The sequence below is a fragment of the Lewinella sp. LCG006 genome (assembly GCF_040784935.1).
In the GTDB taxonomy this organism is placed as follows: domain Bacteria; phylum Bacteroidota; class Bacteroidia; order Chitinophagales; family Saprospiraceae; genus Lewinella.
Window position 1 is genome coordinate 727,244 of sequence record NZ_CP160680.1, and the last position, 21,295, is coordinate 748,538.

Consider the following 21,295-nt stretch of genomic DNA (forward strand, 5'->3'; position numbering starts at 1 on the left):
GAATAGCTATTTAGCAGCGTTCGTTTGTAAATACCGGGTGATCGCTTTTGGCAACAACTCTATGGACGACAACAGTTCATGGTGGGGATAAGCCTTAAGTGCTTCCTCCGTATGCGTACCATTGGTCACACCCAGGTTGAGGCCCACACCAGCAGCGGCACCTGCTTGTAGGTCGGCCGGGGTATCTCCGATTTTCACTACCCGCTTGGGGTCGGTAATCCCAAAGGTTTTCATGGCATGCAAAATCATCGCCGGGTGCGGGCGACCCGCTCCGGTTTCATCAGGTGTAAGCGACAAATCGATGATGGCATCCGGGCTTATTGCCCTGAAGTTATCGTCTAGTCCTATATTCCAACCCAGACGATCGAGGATGATATTGGCCACCTTGCGGTAAAAACCGGTGGTGAGGACGATTTTAATATTTCGTTCCCGCAGCCATGCGAAGGTTGCGAGTGCTCCCTCGGTGGGTACTACTTCGGCCGTTTGGTAATGTGTCTCTAAAACGTGCCGAAAGTGGTCGTAGGTAATTTGCACTTTTTCCTGGTAGACATTAGTACCGGCATCCATTTTTTTCGCCCACAAGGTTTGGACAACTTCCAACTTAGGGAGGCCCTGCATGGCTTTAATCTGGTCTTTATCAGCATCCAGACCGGTCTCTACGGCGGCCTGGTAAAAACAATGTTCTACTTCAGATTGATCGCGTACGGTGGTTCCCGCCATATCGAAAACGACCATTTCAATTTCATTCGTCAACATGTGATGGATAGATTATTTTTAGTGGGTAGGTTATTATTAATCCGATACTTTATCGTACAAATAGAGCACCAGCATTTTAGCAGTTTCCTCTCCTTCGTTGCGAGGTACGTGCAATCGGCGGCCATCATAAAGCAAAGCATCTCCCTTCTTTAGGGGAATCACCTCTTCTTCGATTTGGTATTGCAACGCTCCCTGAAGGACAAATTTGAACTCCCAGGCATCGGTACTCACCATGGCGCGTTTGGCACCAGGCTCAATGTCTAACATGACAGCCTCTAACGTGAAATCACTGAAGCTTCGTTCCAACATTCGCTCGTAGCGGAAACCCACGGCCTCTTCTTCTTTCTCGATGACCTGCCGCTCTGCCACCGTACGGTGGATGTATTTCTGAGGAGCTTCAAAGGAAAGTCCCTGAAAAAAAACCTCTGGCAATAGATCAAGGGCTTTAATAAGACTCAAAAGCACCGGCAGAGAAGGCACTGTACGGCCATTTTCGATCTTGGACAAGAGGCTTTTGCTCACGCCAGCCAGCTCTGCCAATCCAGCAACGGTCTTGTCCTGTTCTTTGCGCAATTGGCGAATCCGGTGGCCAATGTCCGATAACAAATGTTCACTCATTATTCTATTATCTTGGTTACAAATGTAAAAGCATAGTTGATAAATAATCAACTACAAATACACAAATAATTCTTTTTACAAAAACTTAAACATCAATTAACTCAACAAAAACAACACCTCTTTTACAATGTACCTAATTTCACCGCCAGAAAGAAAAGTTTCTTATTTGTAAACATACTCCTTCTACATGCCAACATCACACTACGACCTGGCCGTCATCGGAGGCGGTATTGTCGGAACAGCCCACGCCTATCACGCTGCCCAAGTTGGGCAAAAAGTAGCTCTCTTCGAACGCAATGACCGCCCAGTAGGAGCAACCATCCGCAACTTCGGGATGGTCTGGCCCATTGGGCAAGCTCCCGATCGGCTCGAACGCGCCTTACGCAGCCGCCAACACTGGCTCGACCTCGCTGAGAAAAGTAAATTCTGGGCAACAGCAGCCGGGTCACTCCACCTCGCCTACCAAGCCGACGAGATGGAAGTACTCACCGAATTTGCGGAGCTGGCTGGCGCACAAGGCTACCAAGTTGCACTAACCTCCTCCCAAAAGGTGGTCGATTACACTCCTGCCGTAAAAAAAGAAGGTCTGCTCGGTGCTTTATACAGCCATACCGAAGTGAATGTAGACCCTCGCCAGGCCATCACTCAAATTCACGCTTTTCTTGGGGAACAACTGGGTGTAGACCTTTATTACCGACACACCATTCGGGAAATCAATTATCCCCGTCTACATACCGCCGAGCAATCCTGGACCGCCGATCGCATCATCATCGCTGGAGGAGATGACCTCTCCACCTTGTATCCTGAGCTCTTGGCGCAAGCACCTTTGCAACGTTGCAAACTACAAATGATGCGAACTGCTCCACAGCCCAACAACTGGCAATTGGGGGCAAATTTAGCTGGCGGGCTCACCCTGCAACACTACGCGGCCTTTGCCCAGTGCGAGCACCTGCCCGCGCTCAAAGCACGGATTGCTCGCGAACTGCCCACTTACAACCAGCACGGCATCCACGTAATGGTGTCCCAAACCGCCTTGGGAGAACTCACCATCGGAGACAGTCATGAGTATGACTATACTCCCAGCCCCTTCGATAAACAAGCGATCAATCAACTCATTCTCGATTATTTGCATCGTTTTGCGAAAGCACCTGATCTGGAAATTGCCGAATATTGGCACGGCGTCTACGCCAAAATGATGAACGGCGCTACCGAACTGATTCTCCATCCCGAACCAGGAGTGACGATTGTAACCGGATTAGGCGGGGCAGGAATGACCCTTTCCTTTGGGCTTGCTGAAGAGATCATTAACGAAAACATCTGACCAAAACCACCAACCTATCAAAAACCAGTCATTATGAAACATTCCCTCCTAATCCTGTTTTGCCTTTGCTCCTTAAGCAACAGTATAGCACAATCAAGTGCCGACCATGCCCACGAGCGGGCCATTCATTTTCCTGATATACCAGGGTATACAACCATTGTTTCTGACTTTCATCAGCATACCGTTTTTTCAGATGGCAGCGTGTGGCCGGATATTAGGATACAGGAAGCACTCCGTGATAGTATTGATGTAATTTCTCTAACCGAGCACCTCGAATACCAACCGCACAAAGAAGACCTACCCCACCCTGATCGCAATCGTGCGTTCGAACTAGCGGAGCAATTTGCCCGTCCTTACGATATATTGGTAATTCCCGGTGCAGAAATCACCCGCAAGATGCCTCCGGGACATACCAACGCCATTTTCATTGAAGATGCCAATAAACTTTTGATCGAAGACTCGCTGGAGGTCTTTGTGGAAGCCAATCGCCAGGGAGCATTTGTTTTTTCTAATCACCCCAACTGGATTGCTCAACGAAGAGACGGCGTAGCTTTTCTCAATGATTTTCATCGACTGCTAATTGATCAAAAACTACTCCATGGAATAGAAGTCGTCAATGACCTCACCTTTAGCGACGAAGCATTGCAGATCGCTATTGATCACGGCCTGACCATCATGGGCACTTCAGACATCCACGGATTGGTAGACTGGCAATACGAAATTCCTCACGGTGGCCACCGCCCAGTCACCTTGATTTTCGCACTCGAACGCACTCCTGAAGCACTCAAAGAAGCTTTGTTTGCCGGACGAACGGTGGTTTGGTTTAGGAATACCCTTATTGGTCATAGTGAACACCTTCTGCCGTTGATCAATAGTAGCCTGAGTGTCTCCAAAGCTGCCTACCAGGGAATCTCGTCCGTACTAGACGTCACTATTTATAATGACAGTGATGTGGAATATTTATTGGCTACCCAAGACCAGTACAACTTTCACGACAACGCTGGCCTTGTCACGCTCCTTCCCAACACAACGACTACTTTTTCCGTAAAGACAATGGATCAGCTCCGTAGCCTGGAGCTCCATTTTGAAGTAATGAATGCCATAACGGCTCCAAGGGTACACCCTTCGATTACCATTCCCGTCACCATAGAATAACCCTTGCAATGACCATTGAAGAAAAAAAAGACCTTATCCTTGGGCTTTTTCACCAACACGGGGAGGCCGCTTACGGGGAACAAATCACGCAAAATTCCCACGCAGTACAAGCGGGCTTAATCGCACAGGCGCAAGGGTATCACGAAGAACTCATCCTGGCTGCATTTTTGCACGACATTGGGCATTTATTGCCAGCCATTGAGGAGCAAAAAATCCAAAGTATGGGCAACTTTGGCACCGAGGCCCACGACCGAATTGGTGAGGAATTTCTTCGTCAGCTGGGCTTCCGGGAACGGTTGCTGACCACTATTCGCAACCACGTAGATGCCAAACGTTACCTCTGCTTTGCGGATACTGCTTATTACAATACCCTTTCTGATGCTAGTAAAGAAACGCTTCGCTATCAGGGTGGCCCGATGCAAATGCGTGAAGCTAAAGACTTTGAGCAATCGCCTTTTTTCACCGACTCAATTGTGCTACGAAAAATTGACGAGCAAGCCAAGGACACCACTTTTACCATCAAGCCTGAGCACTGGGACTATCTGACAGCATTGTTGCTTAACGCTAAGCGCTATCAATAAAGGCAAGTGCTAAACGCAGCTTGGGTTTCAACCCGAGCTTGGCGATACGCTCGGGTTGAAACTCAAGCTACAGGAACGGTAGACACCACCACCAAGTTTCTTATTTGTCAACAAAAGAAGCCACCTCTATTCTTACAACTATTTGAAAATCAGAAGTTAACTGTTTTTACACTGATCTAAGGATTTCTTAACTCATACTTAATTGTAAACTTTTGCAGGAGCCTGAGTTTGTTAGCAACTTTACTGAATCTTAATCGAAAGACTAGGAAACAAAAAAGAGCCTGGGTGACGGCCATCACCCAAAGCTCTCCACATTTTTACATGTTTAAAACACTAAATTATGAAACTTGCTCTACATGTGCAAGCACGTCACTTCTATATCCAGAAGTGTCGTCCACTCGCCTTTTTTGTTCTTTTGAGCCTAATTTCAGTAGCCCTTACGGGCCAGACCACCGTTAGCGGCACGGTCTTGGAAGAAGGCACGCAAACTCCACTTATCGGCGTAAACATCATCGTCAAAGGAGCGCCTACCGGGACAATTACCGACTTTGACGGAAAATACAAAATAGAAGTACCCGCAGAAGATGCCGTACTTCTTTTTTCGTTTGTGGGATATGCGACCCAGGAAATTGCCGTTACTGGCCAGAGAGAAATCAATGTCAGCCTTAGTGAGGGCATTGGTCTGGACGAGGTGACTGTTACGGCACTAGGTATTGCCCGAGAAGAAAAATCGCTGGGCTATGCTGTTCAAGAAGTCAACGGAGAAGACATCAGTGCGGCCAACAGTGCCAACCTCGTGAGCACCCTCGCTGGCCGCGCAGCAGGAGTACAAGTTGTGACCAACGGAACCGGCGCCGGACAATCGGCCAGTGTTGTGATCCGTGGTTATTCCTCTTTGGGAGGCGACAACCAGCCGCTTTTTGTGGTAGACGGTACGCCGATCAACAATACCACCGACACCCGGACGAACACCAGCGGTATTGCCTCCAACATGAACGTTGATTACGGCAACGGTGCCGGAGAGATCAACCCTGATGATATTGAATCTATTTCCGTGTTAAAAGGAGCCAACGCAACGGCGCTTTACGGCTCACGTGCGGCCAATGGCGCCATCATCATCACGACGAAATCCGGTAAAAATCGCAAAGGCATTGGTGTTGCTGTCAACTCTAAAACCACCTTTGAAACCATGCTCGCTGGCCCTGAGTACCAACGTGTATACGGCCAGGGAAAAAACTTTGACTTCGCTTTCGTGGATGGCTACGGCAACGGTACTTTTGATGGTGTCGACGAAAGCTGGGGCCCACGCCTCGACGGTACGCTTCGTCCACAACACGACTCTCCTACCGCCAACGGTCTACGCGGTGGTGATGTCCACGGTCTTGACTTCGTGCTCGGCGCCAGCGGTGTAAACCTTGATCGTCGCGGAGACATTACCCCCACGCCTTTCATTGATCCCGGTGACCCAGTGGAAAACTTCCTGGAAACCGGTTATACAACAACCAACAACTTCTCATTTTTCGGTTCTAACGACCGCGGTAACTTCCGCTTATCTTACACCAACCTGGACAACAAAGGCATGCTCCCTAACACGGACTTGCGCCGGAACACGGTTGCCTTTTCTGCGGACTACAACCTGTCGGATCGCCTGACGGTTTCTGCCAACACCAATTATATCCGTACGGATAGCGACAACCGCCACGTGAACGGCTACGGTACAGAGTCAGTCATGTACCTCTTCATTTGGTGGGGACAGCAGGTAGATGTAAACGGCCTGCGCAACTACTGGCAGGACGGCCTGGAAGGCTTCCAGCAGTTTAACTACAACTACAACTACCACGACAACCCTTACTTCACGATGTACGAAAACACCAATGGCCTCGCCAAAGACCGACTCATTGGTAATATTTCTGCGAAGTACAAAATCACCGACAACCTGAACTTTATGGTCCGCGGTGGCCGTGACTTCTTCTCCGAGTACCGTTTCATCAAGCGTGCCTACTCTACGCAGCGTTTCCCCAACGGGCAATACCGCGAAGACAAGATCAACTTCAACGAAACCAACATCGACTTCCTGTTGAACTATAGCAAAAGCCTGAACGAAGATTGGGACATCAGCCTCAATGCTGGTGGCAACCGGATGATCCAACAAAACCATTTTAGCGCAATTGCAGCTAATGCTCTTCTGATTCCTGGTGTTTACTCTCTTTCTAATGCTGACGGCCCGCTCATACAGGCAATTGATCGCCCCGAGCGCCAAATCAACTCGCTTTATGCCTTTGGCCAGGTGGGTTGGAGAAACCGTATTTATCTGGATGTAACTGGTCGTAACGACTGGTCTTCGACCTTACCACAAAGCAACAACTCTTACTTCTACCCATCCGTATCGGTGAGTGCAGTCATCAGTGAGATGCTGGATATTCCTTCCAGCAGTGCTTTGTCATTTGCTAAGTTACGCCTCGGCTGGGCACAGGTAGGTAGCGACACCGACCCTTATCGTCTGAACGACTTCTTTATCTTTAGCGATACGCCTTGGGGCAGCAATGCGATTGCTTCACCAACGAATGTACTGCCCCCAACGGACCTGAAGCCAGAGCTGCAGACCTCTTACGAAGTAGGTGCTGATGTTCGTTTCTTCCGCAATCGTTTGGGTGTAGACCTTACCTACTACAACAGTGTTTCCGAGAACCAGATTCTGGCCATCGAGTTGCCTGCTTCCTCCGGCAAAACTTCCCGCGTGATCAACGCTGGCAAGATTGAAAACCGCGGTATTGAATTGTTAATCAGCGCGACCCCCGTGAAGTCGAAAAATGGCCTCAACTGGAACACTTTCTTCAACTTCTCGCGCAACACCAACGAAGTACTGGAACTGCCTGACGGTGTGGACCAATACGTTTACGGTGGCAATGGCATTACCCTGATTGCAGAGAAAGGTGGTTCATTAGGCGATATGTGGGGTACTGGTCTCAAGACCGTCCAAGACCCTAACAGCCCATTCTTCGGCGAGGTAATCTTCAACAATGGTCTGGTACAGCAGGACAACACCCTCCGCAAGGTGGGCAACTTCAATCCTGACTTCAACCTCGGCTGGTCGAATGAGCTTTCTTACAAAGGATTCTCCTTAAACTTCCTCTTCGACTGGCGCCAGGGTGGTGAGTTACTTTCTCGTACGCGCCTGATCGCTGCCACTTCCGGAAACGTAGTAGAGACTTTATGGGGACGTGACACGGAGTTCGGTGGTGCCCACGATGGTATTTCGGATTCTGGCCTCACCTACATCGACGAATCTACGGGGGAAACCCGTACTGATGGTATCATTGGACAGGGCGTAAGAGCTGTGACCGATGATAATGGTAACGTGACATACGTCGCCAATGACGTGATCGTTCCTGCCAACGCTTACCACAACAACCGCTATCGCCGTGACAACGACACCGAAGGTATTTACGATGCTACCTTCATCAAGTTGCGCCAAGCGAGTCTAAGCTACAGCCTCCCTACCAGCTTATTGGACAAGACCTTCATCCGCAAGGCTAAGATCTCTTTGATTGGCAACAACATTTGGTTATGGGCCAAGGACTTCAACCACGGCGATCCTGAGCTCCTCTCTTTTGGTGGAGGACGTTACGTGCCTGGTGTAGAAAATGCTACTGTGCCATCTACGCGCAGCCTTGGCTTTTCTCTAGACATCGAATTTTAATCTTTATCTGATTCCTGCTCCCTACTGGTGCTGGCCCTTTTGGCGCCTGGCACCAGTAGGGAGACAAAAATACCTTATCATGAAAAATACGTTTTTCATTTTCTTCGCTGCCCTGCTGTTTTTGTTTACGGCCTGTGACAGCTTTGAGGTAAGCAACGTCAATCCAGACGTGGCCTCTTCCATCAACAATAACCCTGAACTCCTGCTGACCGGCGTACAACGCGACGCGATCAACAGCATGGTGGGTTCTTCCTGGAGTGAGGGCAACCTCATGGCGCAGTATGGTGCCCGGATTGTATTTACCTCTTTCGATTTGTTCGACTGGGGTGACCAATCTGGAGCCTGGGATCGCTTGTACCTTTCAGTACGTGATGCTAAAGCTTTAGAGCAAATTGCTATTGAGAGCAACCTCCCCAGCTACGAGGCCGTTTCTTTGATCATGCAATCCTGGATGTGCCACATCCTGACCGATATGTGGGGCGACATCCCCTATGCTGAAGCCACGCGTGCTTTCGATGAGGAACCGGTTTACACACCAGCTTATGACTTCCAGCAAGACGTTTACAATGGCCTGCTCGCTACCTTGGAACAGGCAAACACTTTGCTGAGCGCCGACAACCTTCCCGCTATTAAAGGCGACATCGTTTTTGATGGCGACCTGGAAAAATGGAGAAAGTTTGCCAACTCCCTTCACTTGCGCGTAGCCTTGCGCCTGAGTAATGTGGATGAAAACAAGAGCCGCACGGAGATCAACAAAATCTACACTGATTCGGAAAAGTACCCAGTGATGAACTCCAACGAAGATAATGCCGTACTGAACTATCTGGGATCTTTCCCCAACGCTCATCCTATCTCGGAGGCAGCCCGTTACCGGGTGGGGTCTTTTAACGAGTACCGAATTTCAGAAACCCTGGAAGGCGTATTGAGAGATTACGACGATCCTCGACTGGATTTTTTTGCTGATCCAACAGCTAATTCTGTAGCATTGGGTATGCCAGAAATTTCCGGAATGCAGAACGGAATTGTTGACGGTCCTGCCTACGAATACAAAGGAGGTGATGCGTTTTTATCAAAATTCAACATCGACTTTTTCCACTTCCAGGCCAACGCCAACCAAGGTCGCCTGATGACGGTCTCGGAAGTAGCCTTCATTTTTGCGGAGGCTGCTCAGCGCGGCTGGATCAGTGCCGACGCGCAAGACTTTTATGACCAAGGCGTAAGCAGCAATTTCGACTACTGGAATGTCACCATGCCAAGTGACTACCTGACCAATCTGGGGGCTTATGATGGCGCATTGGAAACCATCGCCAAGCAAAAGTATATCGCTTTGTTCTACATCGACTTCCAAGGATTTATCGAGTACAAGCGGACGGGATTCCCTACTACGATTCAGCCGGGGCCTGATGCTTTCTACAACGAATACCCTAGCCGATTTGAATACCCTTCAAAGGAACAAGCACTCAATGCCGTTAACTACCAGGCTGCTATTAACCGCCAGGGAGCTGACGAAATTACCACGCCAGTTTGGTGGGAAAATAACTAAGAACAAGTATTTAGTTTGAAATAATCAAAACAAAACAATTACCATGTGGCCGGGGAGACAAGCTCTTCGGCCGCTTTTTTTTATCGGATCAAAACCACATCCCCACTCAAGTAGAAGCGCTCGCCATCCTGTCCTTCCAGCTCTGCCTGCCAGACAAAAACGCCCGGCCCTAAAGCACGACCATTGGCTGTTCCATCCCATCCGACAGTTGCTTGATTGGTACGAATAGCTACTTTTTCGTACTGCATCCCGCCCCAGCGATCAAATATTTGCAGGCGGCGAATTGTATAATCTTGAGGCCCTTGCAAATAGAAATAATCATTGATTCCATCCCGGTTAGGACTGAAGGCATTCGGGGCGTACACCTGTGGCCCTAGAATTATTACCGAGGCATCGGAGGTGGCCAAACAGCCATTGCTATTTTCTACTAATAATTGATAATAACTATCAATGAGCGGCCTACTGGCAGGCGTCTCGCAGGTGATGCAACTCAGCGTAGACCCGGGGGTTTCTTGCCAAAGATAAAGCTGTATGGGAGCAGTACTATTGACAGTAGGCATCCAGGTGATTTCTTCACCGCGTTCAATGGTGCGGTCGGTTCCTATGGTTACGCTCAGGTCATCTTGAGCAATCACAATAGCAGCACTGACTTCCGCACAGGGCGTTTGCACCGTCACCGCATAGGTCCCCGGCTGGTGTACCAAAATATCCGGGCCAGTCACACCCGTATTCCACTGATAAAATGAGGCATTATCAATACCCGAACTTAGCAGGAGCGTATCCCCCAAACACAGGTAAGGATGGATGTTGGCGAAATCAATGGCCAGCTCCTTGATATCAAACACGGTGGGATCGTCATTGGCGGGAGTTTCTGGATCATCGGAAAAAACGCGTGTGGTTGTCACAGATTGATCGATGAACACATTGTCCAGATAAGCAACATTGAACACCGTTTGTGGTGTTACGTTTTCCTGAATAGCTAAATCGAGCGTAAAGGTATAGGTTCCGAGCGGTAAAAGAATATCTTCAATGGTCAGCACATTGCTTCCTACACCGCTGACGACATTTCCCGCAAAGGGTAAACTACTGATCGACTGGATCAATGTACCCTCGGGGAAAGTATCCTGCAAGCTCAGGTTTTCTTGATCTTGATCCGTGCGATTGAGCAGGGTAAATTCAAATTCCAGGCGCGTGCAAGGATAGGCACTCCGGTTGGACACCCGATTGAGCAACTCCACTTTAAAAGGACAAGAGCAGGCATCCTGATTGCGCTCAAAACCCAGCTCCCGCAACAAAACAGCACTGCCGTCTACGGTACTAAAATGATAAAGATTTCGGTTGGTAAAAACGTCCTGCGCTGCCCCTATGCCGAAAAGCTCTCCGTAAGCATTGAAAAACAACGAAGGCATATTGCCCTGAATAGCCGGAATGATGGGATAACCGGTATTATCCACCAAGCCATTCGCAAGATCAATGGTGATCAGGCGCCCCTCGCTGTGCTCAAAACCAAAAAGAAGATCGAGGGTAGGATGAAAAGCGATATCTGCACAATACAGCGCCGCAGCAGGATTGTTTTTAGCTAAAGGAATAATGGTCATCGGGTAACCCTCTACCGAAAGATCAATCAGCGCCAGGAGGTTGTCATTGTTCTCAGGCCTGAACCCAAGGAGCACCAGATAGCGTTCATCAGGAGATACATCGCCCGAAACAAAGAGCATATCTGCGGGCAAATCCAAGGCCCGCAAGCTTTCCAGCTGATAATCGGCATCTATTCGGCAAAGCACGTAAGGATCACCCAGTAGCACCCCGTAAATAAGATTATCCGCTGGCCGATAGGCAATCCCATTGATCCTGGAACCACCAAAAAAATGACGATCTGTAAACGTACTCGTTCCAGCAGCTAGATCTATTTCGATCTCTTGAAAAGTAGATCCCCCTTGCTCCTCAACGACTCGGTACATTTTTCCGTCGCAAGTAAACGGTGTCTGTGCAGGTAAGGGAGTGGCAAATAAAAGTAAAAAATAAACAATTGGTCTTGTTGACATGGTGATCAGGCTAGAAGTCTATTTGGGAGTTATCCAAATATAACCTGAATCCAGCGCTATTGGTCATTCATTACTGTTCTCTACCCGACTTATCGCTTCAAAATAGGCTAGTGGTCTGTCAAACTTAAACTTTCCAGTTGCCCGATGCGTCTTTCGGCACTGCTCTTCGTTGGAGAACCCCTTGCTTAGCGCTGCTATGCGCGGGAACCTCCGCCTCGATCAGCACCAAAATCCGCGTTCGCTCAACCGGAACTTTAAATGTTGACAGACCACTAGTGGCTCAGTTGACCAGGATGGAAAGGTACCTTTCCTAAAGCGGGATCGACTAAACCAGCCCTTAGCATCTGCGAACCATTTCCTTCGAAGTATTCGATCCGAAGACGGTGCTTCCCTTCAGCGAGAATGGTGGTTCCATAGCGATAAAATGCGCCGTGATTACCATCATTATCCACGACCAGCTGATCGTCAATATACAATCGAGAGCCATCATCAGAGCGAGTAAAAAAGGTGTAAGTTGTCGTCTCCGCCAAGTCGATATAACCATTGAGCACTAAGGCGAAATTATCTTTGCGAGGAGCAGCATGCTCTTCATTCACCGAAGGCATAACGCCTGAACGAACAAGTGGTAATTCAGAAAAATCTGGCAAATAATCCCACGCTCCTTCGTAATAATTGTAGCTCAACCCAGGTGTAGTTTTTTTCACTTTTACCGCTGGCCATGGATCCATTTGTTGAAATGTCCGCACCACCACTCTACTCGCATGGCCGTCTATGGTGTAAGCACGCACCTTTAGCGTAAGGCTACTTTCAATTTTGAGTGGGCTCTTGTAAACCGCCGATTGCAGGCTTGGCTCACTACCGTCGGTGGTGTAAACAATTTTGTGATCAGGTTGCAAAGCTTCCAGCGCTACGGTGGTATAGTCTTGAAAAATAAGCCGATCAACCTTGAAATGAGGTGCTGGCAGTTGTTGCATCATTCCTACCCCCTGGTCTTCTTCCTTTTTTGTCATCTGAAAAGTATCGAAAAGACGACCTTTTTCATCAATTGCTTTGAAGACCAGTGTACCATAATGGATAGCAAAAGTGCAATAATGGTGTTGAACTTGTAGCTCTTGGGTAAACCAGGAACGCACGGGGTCAAAATCTTCGAGCCCACCACCAGCGCCACCGGAGTTGATGTAAATGACGCCATTCTCTTGATTAACAGCATTCTTAAAAATCGGCCATGTACGCTCATAAAGATGGGTATGCCCAAAGAGGCAAAAATCGACGCCATAAGCTTCGTAGAGCGGCACCAAATTCCGGGACTGGGTTTGAAAAGTAGAAGCACCAATGTAGGTGTCTCCATGATCATTCTCTTCGGATGAGTAAGGAGGATGGTGATGCACGACAAATTTCCACTTCGCGTCTGATTGTGCCAATTCCCATTCCAGCCAATCGTATTGTTCGGAACCTTCAAAAACATCCCGGTTGGTATCAATCATGAAAAACTGAGCATTGCCATAACGGAAAGTGTAATAGTATTCTGGTGCAGGATTGACCATGTAATCATAGTAAAACTGGGCATCTTGTTCGTGGTTCCCCAAAACAGTGTACATAGGGAAGCGACTCATGATCACATGGCCATTTGGAAAGAAATGCTCTGTCCAATCTGATTTTTTGGTACCAATATCCACCAAATCACCGGCGTGAAGAATAAAATGGGGACGGTCTTCCCATACGCGTTGAGCGACTTCGCCCCAAGCCCAAGGAGTCTTGGTATTATACTGGGAATCACCGATCAGGGCAAAAAAGAAAGCTGCGTCTTCATCAACTGCCGTATTGAAAGTGTATACCGGGCTAACGATTTCCTGCCCGGCCAGGGTGGTGGTTTTGACCCGATACAAGTACTTGGTTCCCAACTCCAAACCCTCCAACGCGACCTCGTGTAAAAAACGCGTTCCCTCTAAGCTTACTTTTTGCGAAAGGTTGGGTTCTTCTGCATTCACCAGTGCTTTTCCATATTCCACTACTGAACTCGCTTCAGCGGTCGTTTCCCACAGCACGTAGATACTGTTCTGAGTAGCAAATTGCAAGTAAGGCTTTACCAAAAAGGAATCCTGCTGCGCTTGCAAGGATAAGCAGCAAAAAAGGTTAACACTCAAAACCAGGGTAGAAATAAAACGCATGAGGTTGATCATTTTCCCCAAAAGTAACAAGGCCACCTAAAGACAAAGTGAACGGAAAATGAAGCTTAGGTAAAGCATCAATAAGTTTACATTAAATCTCTTCCGTCATCTATTTACCTGGTTATTAAAATACTATTTTTTCGCCAAGCAACCACCTCTAAGTCATGCGATTAACCATTGTCCTTATCCTGGTCATTATTGCCAACAGCTGCCGGAAAGAACTTCAGCAAATAGATGTTTACACACCAGCAGTATTCCTTACGGAAGCCCAACAGACAGCGCTTCAAACGTGGCAAGGAGAACAGCCTTTGGCTAAGCATTCGCTATCATCGTGGCAGTTTGCGCTGGGTAGCTTACCTGAACAATTCCTGGCTGTTGCTACGGATTTCCCCGAGCAAGACTCCCTGATCAACCTCCCCCACCGCATCAACTACCCTAATCGCTCGATATGGTACAAGACTCGCATTTTGCTTGACACTACACAGTTGCTAGTCGTGGATGCTGATGATGGCGCTCAGGTATTCTTTCAAGGCGAACAAGTTCGGCAAGCATTGCCCAATGCTTTCTCTTTGCGGTCAACTAGCGATTCTGCTCTTTTAATCATTCGGGTACTCAACAATGCACTCAAAGGGGGTTTGCGAAAAGCAGAATTATTCCCGCTTGCGGAAGGACTCACTTATTTTGGGCGCAAAGACTATACTGCTCCGGGCATCTTCCATTCTCCACTACACAACTTAACGCAACGGATGCTACTTGCGGAACCCTATATTCAGCAACAAACACCAGAAAAGTACCTCCTTAAGGTTGTTTCCACTTCATCTGAACCTGCTTCACTTGTATACGGCTTACAGGAACAAACACTAGACAACCTCCTCTCGGAGGATGCACCAATAGGCCGGATGTTTAATTTTATACTCCAGGATTTGCTGCCGGCTACGACTTACTACTATCAGTTCCGACAAGGAGATTTTCAGAGTGAAGTATATACTTTACAAACACCCCAAAAAAAAGAAAACTTCTCTTTCACCGCCTGGGGAGATAGCCAGGGAGGGTGGCCCGTTTTCAGGGAATTAACCGCAAGCATGCGTGCCACGGCATCCGACTTCAGTATAGGCTTGGGCGACCTCGTTGCAGATGGCGCGCAGCATACCCAATGGCTGGACTTTCTCTATGCATTACACCCTGTTGCGGAAAGCCAACCGGTATTTCCAGTCATTGGCAATCATGATTATGATGGGCAATACGACGATTTGCGCCCCGTGTTGTACCAACAGTATATCAGGGAGGACACTTACTTTTCCTGGGTTTACAAAAACTGTTATTTCATTGCCTTAGACCCCAACGAAAGCTTTCCGCTGGGTATCAGTGGCAAACAGCTGCGCTGGTTGGAAGCACAGCTGGCCAGCCCTGAGTGGCTGGCTGCCGACTGGCGTTTCCTACTCATTCATCAGCCTCCTTACTCCCAAGGGTGGTCAGACTACCACGGAGATGCATTTATTAGAGATTTGGTAGAAGAGAAAGCAGCGACGGCTAAAATCGATTTCGTGCTCTCCGGCCACAGCCATTGTTACGAGCGCTTATCGAAAAAATTCGATAATCAAACGACTCATTTCCTAATCATGGGCGGTGCCGGCGGCGGATTGGAACCACCACTATCTTCTGAGTATCCATTAATGGATACCATAATTAAAGCACATCACTACGGCCTTTTCGAGGTAGCTGGCTCAAAGATAAAATTGCGAATAATTGGTCTTAACAATCAGATACTAGACGATCTAACTTTTACAAAGTGAATAGCCTAGGCTGGACTTTCGACGACGCTGAAGGCGTGGCAAAACACAGCTTAGATCATTCACTTGTCAATTCGTCTGAATCAACCACACCCCGCCCACTACCAAGCTGATCCCGAGGATACGCCACCAGTTGATTTCCTGAACGGGAATGCCCAGCCAGCCGTAGTGGTCCATCAATAAGGAAAAGGCCATTTGCCCTGCAACCGTAAGCCCCAGAGTGACGGCAACACCTAAGCGTGGTGTCAAAATAATGAGCGATGCTACGTAGAAAGCACCTAGCAATCCTCCAATCCAAATCGACCAGTGCTCCGATTGTGTATTTTGAATTTGAGCAAAATCTACTCGCCCAACGATAAGGTACAGGAACAACCCTGCCATACCCACAATAAAGGATAGGAAAGTGCCATAGAGTGGATCCCCTACGGATTTGCCCAATTTGGTATTGATGGCGGCCTGAATGGGTAATACTACACCTGCAAGAACCGCTAAAAGAATAAACAATGCTGCTTTCATAGAAGCAAAGATAGCGTACTTAATAAAACTAGCGGTACTGTGTCCCGAGCATAAACCCACGGCGTCCGCAAGCTCCCTTGGCAAAACCTCCTACTCCGAAGGAAAGCTCCAGGCCAAAGCTGATCCGGTAAGGAACGGTATTTCCTTGATCGGTAAGATTACTGTCGATGGAGGGATAGCCATTCGCTACACCTTGCGGCGTCACAAAGTCTGTCAGTCCATATTCAAAGCGTAGTCCGGCCTTAAAAACCATCGACTCGGAACCGGAGAGGAAGGCCCCCAAACCAAGTACTCCGGACATGTAGCTGTCTTCATACTCTCCATCTACAGCTACGGGTTTGATGCCCGACGTTTGGGTAAGCTCTGTTATGGAAGTATATTTTGCGCCCCCTTCTAAATAAATCCCAGTTTGAGGATAAAAGCGATAAAGACCATAAAAATCGTATACTTCCCACTCGAGGTTATTGCGAAAAGATTCGTTGGTACTAGGTCGGTAGACGATATCCTGAAAATAGGTCGCCCGCATTACTTCGAAATTCAAACCGTGGCGGTCACCAAAATTAAGACCCATGGTACCTCCATAACTGTAGGCCAAATTGAGGCTATAATCGTGTTGTTCATTAGAGGCTAAGGTCGTGTTGTAATAGCCAGAAGGGCCAAAACTAGCCTTGGGGCCAAGCTCCAACCATATTTGTGCCGAAGCGATGGTTGTGATAAAAAATAAAAGAAGTGTAGGAAGAATAGCTTTTTTCATAGTACTTGTTAGTCGTTTCATATAGGTGTGCGATTACAGCAGTAAGATACGGTAAAGGAGCAAAATGTTTCCCAGATTAACGTTTTTAGAAAAAAAGCCAAAAAGACTTTCTTCTTCCCACTAATAATATTACCTTTGCCAACCGAAAAAATAAAAGCATAGACTAAAATTCGCAAATAAGCGTATGGCACATCATAAATCAGCTAAGAAACGTATCCGTCAAGACGCCAAGAAGCGTTTGGAAAATCGTTATTACAAAAAATCTGCACGTTCAGCAATCGCTAAGCTACGTGAGATGGAAGATGCAACAGAAGCTTCTACTTTCCTCCCCAAAGTAATGAGCATGATCGACCGTCTGGCAAAGCGTAACACTTGGCATGCTAACAAAGCATCCAACTTGAAAAGCAGTTTAACAAAGCATGTAAACGGCCTGGGCTAAGCCCAAGGCAATAGTGCTTTTCTTTTCTAGGTATGCCTTGCATCTTTTTAAAAAGGTGCAAGGCATTTTTTTATTACCTTTACGAACGAACGTTCATTCGCAATGATATCAAATGATGGTATATGACAACATTCTACCCCCTCTCCGTTAAAGATATACGCCGCGAAACCGCCGACTGCGTCTCTGTGGCATTTGCTGTCCCTGAAGCCCTCCAGGGTACCTTTGCGTTTACCCAAGGGCAGTACATCACACTGCGCACCCAACTAGAGGGAGAGGAAGTACGCCGCTCCTACTCCCTGTGTGTGAGTCCATTAGACAACGAGTTACGAGTGGCTATCAAGGAAGTACCCGGCGGGCGATTTTCCACCTTTGCCAATCAGCAGTTGCAAATTGGCGACTTAGTAGAAGTACTGCCTCCCGAGGGTCGTTTCTTCACCCCTCTCGATGCCAAGCAGGCAAAACACTATGTAGCTTTTGCTGCCGGTAGTGGGATTACGCCAGTTTTTTCCATCATGAAAACCATTCTGGAAACTGAACCCCACAGCCGCTTCACTCTTTTTTATGGCAACCAACGCACCGAGACCATCATTTTCCGAGAAGCCATCGAGGCGCTCAAAAACATCTACCTCCAGCGTCTTAGTGTTTATTATCTCCTGAGTAAAGAACATACGGGTAGTGATCTTTTCAGTGGCCGTATTGATCGTAATCGTTGCCGGACCTTCACCGAAAAACTTATCCCGGTGAGTAATGTCGACGAGTTTTTTCTTTGTGGCCCCGAAGAGATGACCCTCAGTGTCCGCGATGAACTCCGCGCGCAGGGTGTTGCGCGAGAAAAAATTCATCTGGAATTATTCGGCACCAACACCGGTAAGCGTAAGAAAAAAGAGCATACCACTATTGATAGCGACTACGCCGCCGAAGTCAGCATTCAACTCGATGGAAATGCCTTCTCTTTCCTCATGACCGACCCCAATGAAAGTGTCCTGGACGCCGCCCTCCGCAACGGCGCCGACCTCCCATTTGCCTGCAAAGGCGGGGTTTGCTGTACCTGTCGGGCCAAAGTAGAGGAAGGAAAGGCGGATATGGACGTCAACTACGCACTGGAACCCGATGAAGTAGCAGCCGGCTTTATCCTTACCTGTCAAGCCCACCCTACTACGGATAAACTGGTCGTAAATTTCGATGCCTGATAAAATTTCTTACCTTCCCCACTCAATCCTTATTTTGAGAATTTATGGCGACGATCGAGACCTCTAAAAAACAACTTATCATGGAAGCAGCAGCCAAGCTGTTTCGCGACCGGGGCTACTCCGCTACCTCCATGCGAGACCTGGCCAAAGCCGTTCATTTACAAGCTTCCAGCCTTTATAGCCACATCAACAGCAAGCAGGAAATACTGAAAGATATCTGCTTCCAAAATGCACACCGCTTCCTCGCAGGCATCGAACAGATAGAAAAAGAAGGCCGCCCACCCCGTGAACAAATCCGCCAACTGATCTTCCTCCACCTCGACGTCGCCACCAGCGACGCCACCTCCATCACCGCCTTCAACGACGAGTGGCGCCACCTGGAAGAACCTGACCTCGGGCAGTTTATCAACCTACGAAAACGCTACGAGAACCGCTTTCTAGCCATCATGCAACAAGGAATCGCCGAGGGCACTTTCAAAGACATGGATCCCACCATCAGCATGTACACCATTCTGTCTTCGCTCCGCTGGGTCTACGACTGGTACCAAGCCGGGAAGACCACATCAATACAAGATATCGGGGACCAGATTACTAGAATTGTGCTGGCAGGGATAGAGAAGTAGCGGTACTCATCCCCGAAGTTTCGGGATGAGTACTCCTACGAGCGCAGCGAGCACCCCATCACAAAGATATTTCCACAGTAGCACTCGATAATCCATTTAAGTAAAGCGATTTTGTTAATTTTGCAGCCGGTAAATAACTATTCAATCACCACGTATGGCTCTGGATCAGGTTGATATTGAAGAATACGAATGGCGCGACGGCGAGCTTCAGCTCCGGGAAGACAAGGAGATGTCTTTTTTAGACCATCTCGAAGAGCTGCGCTGGCACATTATCCGCTCATTGATCGCCATTGTTGCCGGTGGCATTGTACTCTTTATTTTCCACGATTGGTATTTCAACAACGTTATTCTTGGCCCAGCTTCCAATGATTTTGTTGCTTACAAGTGGTTTTGCGATCTCTCTCACAGTATTGGTGCAGGGGAAACCCTTTGCATGACCTTACCTGCTTTCAAAATCCAGGCGGTGGCTTTTGCCGAACAATTTATCACCACTATTAAGCTTTGCTTTATTGGTGGGTTTGTTATTTCCTTCCCTTATGTTTTCTATGAAATCTGGAAGTTTGTTGCCCCGGGCTTGTACCCCAAGGAACGGGCAGCTACTAAGGGGGTTGTCTTCGTTTGCTCTATTCTTTTCCTGATGGGTGTGCTCTTTGGCTTCTTCATTGTAGCTCCTTTTGCGATCAACTTCCTTATGGGCTTCACGGCTTCCGACACCGTGGCCAACAATCCGACCCTCAGCTCTTTTGTATTGTACATGGTCATGTTTACCCTACCAGCAGGACTCATTTTCGAACTCCCTATCGTCGTGTATTTCCTGGCCAAAATGGGCATCGTCACCCCCGAGGCTATGCGCAAGTACCGCCGGCATTCCGTCATCGGTATCCTCTTGTTAGCGGCTATTCTTACACCTCCCGATGTGGTCACCCAGTTTCTCATCGGCATCCCGCTTTACATCCTCTATGAAATCAGTATTTTGGTTGCCGCTCGTATGGCTAAAAAATACCAACAAGACCTCGAATAGTATCCAATAACTATGCAAAGAATTAGTACCAACGCGACGATCTTTTTCAAGTTTTTCGTTCCCGTTTTTTGGCTCGTATTTTTCGGTGCCTTCTTGGCGGCAGTGTTTGCCTACGGCGCCGAAATGGCCAGTGGCTTTGCCAGTACAAGCTTCCGCATTGGAGCAGTGCTCTTTTACCTCAGTGGTTTGGCCTTATTCTACTTCACCCTCTTTCCACTTAAGCGCGTCGAAGCAGACACCGATTTCCTCTATGTCACCAACTACTTCAAAACCTTTCGCTACCCCTGGCACAACATCGAAAGTATCACTGACAGTACCTTCCTCTTCTTTACCATTGCTCGCATTGAACTCAAAGAAAAAGGTCACTTTGGTAAAAAGATGACCTTCATGGCCAGCCATCGCCTCTATCAGGACTTCTGGGAAGAGCGGCCCGAACTGGTGGGCTTGCGTAAGGTGTAAAGGTTTCTTTTGGGCCCTGCCTTTGTCCCTGTAGTCCCCGGCATCAGGCTATCCGCTACGTAAATGTATGGTAGAGACGCGACGCATCTCGTCTTTACCATACATTTACCCACTACTATCCTTGGTCCTGCTCTCCCGAGGGAAGATCGGAATGCGCCGTGCTTCGGGCTACTGCGTAACGCTATATTTCACTTTCCAGTCAGCGTAACCCTTTCATTATTAGCAAACTGAACATCCTGAAACCTCACTACCTCAAGTAAAGGCGGAAGATTCTTGCCATACCATACCTTGGCAAATAAACTACAAAATAAATTATTTTAAAAAAAATAAAAACAATTCCTTGTCAATCAAAGACAATAATCCCTATATTCGCATATCCTCAATGAGCCTGACAAGTCATTGAGAAAATCATAGGTACACCACTCCCATTTGTCAGGGAGCATTCAGCGGTTTTTCTTGCGTATTGTTTGGCTGTTGCGTCCATCGCAGCAGGTATAAACGCACGCCCCTTAGGCTCGTGAGACCGGGGGCGGATCGGCGGTCCGGACAGCTGGGTGGGACCCTCCCACTTGAGGGTGCTGTGCCTGGCCTCTAAGTAGCAGCAGCTATGCTAAGT

General features: G+C 48.1%; 17 protein-coding genes. 11 read left to right on the top strand and 6 right to left on the bottom strand.

Going from position 1 to position 21,295, the window contains the following annotated elements; translation table 11 throughout:
- Window positions 1-6: 6 nt before the first annotated feature.
- Together AB0L18_RS02555 and AB0L18_RS02560 are read right to left on the bottom strand one after the other, a co-directional pair.
- A complete protein-coding gene (locus AB0L18_RS02555) occupies window positions 7-756 on the bottom strand; it encodes an HAD family hydrolase (protein WP_367391019.1) in 750 nt (249 codons plus the stop codon).
- A 36-nt stretch (window positions 757-792) separates the two neighbouring features.
- Complete coding sequence (locus AB0L18_RS02560) at window positions 793-1,374, bottom strand: helix-turn-helix domain-containing protein (protein WP_367391020.1); 582 nt, start codon at window positions 1,372-1,374, stop codon at window positions 793-795.
- A 187-nt stretch (window positions 1,375-1,561) separates the two neighbouring features.
- On the opposite strand from AB0L18_RS02560, the gene AB0L18_RS02565 reads away from it, so the two are divergent.
- The 5 genes from AB0L18_RS02565 to AB0L18_RS02585 all read left to right on the top strand — a co-directional run bounded on the left by AB0L18_RS02565 (window position 1,562) and on the right by AB0L18_RS02585 (window position 9,674).
- Entirely contained in the window at window positions 1,562-2,695 is a 1,134-nt protein-coding gene (locus AB0L18_RS02565; RefSeq protein ID WP_367391021.1) for a TIGR03364 family FAD-dependent oxidoreductase, read from the top strand.
- A gap of 33 nt (window positions 2,696-2,728) precedes the next feature.
- On the top strand, window positions 2,729-3,850 hold the full coding sequence (locus AB0L18_RS02570) for an Sb-PDE family phosphodiesterase (protein WP_367391022.1): 1,122 nt from the start codon (window positions 2,729-2,731) through the stop codon (window positions 3,848-3,850).
- 8 nt (window positions 3,851-3,858) lie between these two features.
- Window positions 3,859-4,431, top strand: a complete 573-nt coding sequence (locus AB0L18_RS02575; RefSeq protein ID WP_367391023.1) for an HD domain-containing protein — start codon at window positions 3,859-3,861, stop codon at window positions 4,429-4,431.
- A 340-nt stretch (window positions 4,432-4,771) separates the two neighbouring features.
- Entirely contained in the window at window positions 4,772-8,131 is a 3,360-nt protein-coding gene (locus AB0L18_RS02580) for a SusC/RagA family TonB-linked outer membrane protein (RefSeq protein ID WP_367391024.1), read from the top strand.
- 79 nt (window positions 8,132-8,210) lie between these two features.
- A complete protein-coding gene (locus tag AB0L18_RS02585; protein ID WP_367391025.1) occupies window positions 8,211-9,674 on the top strand; it encodes a SusD/RagB family nutrient-binding outer membrane lipoprotein in 1,464 nt (487 codons plus the stop codon).
- Between the two features lie 80 nt (window positions 9,675-9,754).
- On the opposite strand, the gene AB0L18_RS02590 is transcribed toward AB0L18_RS02585, so the two are convergent.
- Window positions 9,755-11,719, bottom strand: coding sequence for a gliding motility-associated C-terminal domain-containing protein (locus AB0L18_RS02590; RefSeq protein WP_367391026.1), 1,965 nt, complete (start codon window positions 11,717-11,719; stop codon window positions 9,755-9,757).
- A 272-nt stretch (window positions 11,720-11,991) separates the two neighbouring features.
- Window positions 11,992-13,887 carry a metallophosphoesterase gene (locus AB0L18_RS02595; RefSeq protein ID WP_367391027.1) on the bottom strand — a complete coding sequence of 632 codons (1,896 nt, stop codon included), beginning with the start codon at window positions 13,885-13,887 and terminating at the stop codon, window positions 11,992-11,994.
- Window positions 13,888-14,051: 164 nt separating this feature from the next.
- Here AB0L18_RS02595 and AB0L18_RS02600 point away from each other — a divergent pair, with 164 nt between their 5' ends.
- Entirely contained in the window at window positions 14,052-15,680 is a 1,629-nt protein-coding gene (locus AB0L18_RS02600) for a metallophosphoesterase (RefSeq protein WP_367391028.1), read from the top strand.
- Between the two features lie 66 nt (window positions 15,681-15,746).
- Here the strand turns inward: AB0L18_RS02600 and AB0L18_RS02605 are convergent, their stop codons facing one another.
- Entirely contained in the window at window positions 15,747-16,193 is a 447-nt protein-coding gene (locus tag AB0L18_RS02605; RefSeq protein WP_367391029.1) for a DMT family transporter, read from the bottom strand.
- Window positions 16,194-16,221: 28 nt separating this feature from the next.
- Window positions 16,222-16,947, bottom strand: a complete 726-nt coding sequence (locus AB0L18_RS02610) for a hypothetical protein (RefSeq protein ID WP_367391030.1) — start codon at window positions 16,945-16,947, stop codon at window positions 16,222-16,224.
- Between the two features lie 184 nt (window positions 16,948-17,131).
- Between AB0L18_RS02610 and rpsT the strand changes: the two genes are divergently transcribed.
- The 5 genes from rpsT (at window position 17,132) to AB0L18_RS02635 (ending at window position 20,679) form a co-directional block, all read left to right on the top strand.
- Window positions 17,132-17,386, top strand: a complete 255-nt coding sequence (gene rpsT, locus AB0L18_RS02615; RefSeq protein ID WP_367391031.1) for a 30S ribosomal protein S20 — start codon at window positions 17,132-17,134, stop codon at window positions 17,384-17,386.
- Window positions 17,387-17,508: 122 nt separating this feature from the next.
- A complete protein-coding gene (paaE, locus tag AB0L18_RS02620; protein WP_367391032.1) occupies window positions 17,509-18,576 on the top strand; it encodes a 1,2-phenylacetyl-CoA epoxidase subunit PaaE in 1,068 nt (355 codons plus the stop codon).
- An 80-nt stretch (window positions 18,577-18,656) separates the two neighbouring features.
- A complete protein-coding gene (locus AB0L18_RS02625) occupies window positions 18,657-19,199 on the top strand; it encodes a TetR/AcrR family transcriptional regulator (protein WP_367391033.1) in 543 nt (180 codons plus the stop codon).
- 154 nt (window positions 19,200-19,353) lie between these two features.
- Window positions 19,354-20,220 carry a twin-arginine translocase subunit TatC gene (tatC, locus tag AB0L18_RS02630; RefSeq protein ID WP_367391034.1) on the top strand — a complete coding sequence of 289 codons (867 nt, stop codon included), beginning with the start codon at window positions 19,354-19,356 and terminating at the stop codon, window positions 20,218-20,220.
- 12 nt (window positions 20,221-20,232) lie between these two features.
- Window positions 20,233-20,679, top strand: a complete 447-nt coding sequence (locus AB0L18_RS02635; RefSeq protein ID WP_367391035.1) for a hypothetical protein — start codon at window positions 20,233-20,235, stop codon at window positions 20,677-20,679.
- Window positions 20,680-21,295 lie beyond the last annotated feature (616 nt).